General features: G+C 36.4%; 1 pseudogene. It reads left to right on the top strand.

The features are described from left to right. Window positions 1-279: 279 nt before the first annotated feature. Window positions 280-522: pseudogene (locus R7Q09_RS28265) on the top strand (HAAAP family serine/threonine permease); the annotation flags it as partial.

Raw genomic sequence — 522 nt, forward strand, 5'->3', positions numbered from 1 at the left:
GGAGCGGAACACTTTCCTTGCCCTCATCCATAGCAAATACCACCATGGACACATTTTAATCACAAAATCTAAAACCAAAAAATATTGAAAATTTGGTAAATAACTTCAATTCATACATTAAAATTCAGAATATAAATCTAGTTTTTAAAAATATTCATAGTTTGATAATTTACAAAATTGTCTTTTTATCAGCACGATTCACCACATAGTTGATGTGATAACAATCACTAAAACAGATACCATCCGCCACATTATTATTTTTATAAAGGCGAGTCTTAAGTGAAAGAATCTCGAAATACGTTAAATTCTAGTGAATTAAACACAACAACCTCTTGGTCAAAACATGACACACATTGGGTACTTAGCCTATTCGGGACCGCCGTTGGTGCCGGTATTTTGTTTCTGCCAATCAACTTAGGCATCGGTGGATTTTGGCCACTAGTCGCAATGGCGTTTTTGGCATTTCCAATGACTTACCTCGCCCACCGCGGTTTAGCGCGCTTTGTATTGTCTTCTAAGATC

The sequence above is a fragment of the Vibrio sp. 2130-1 genome, from assembly GCF_033339515.1.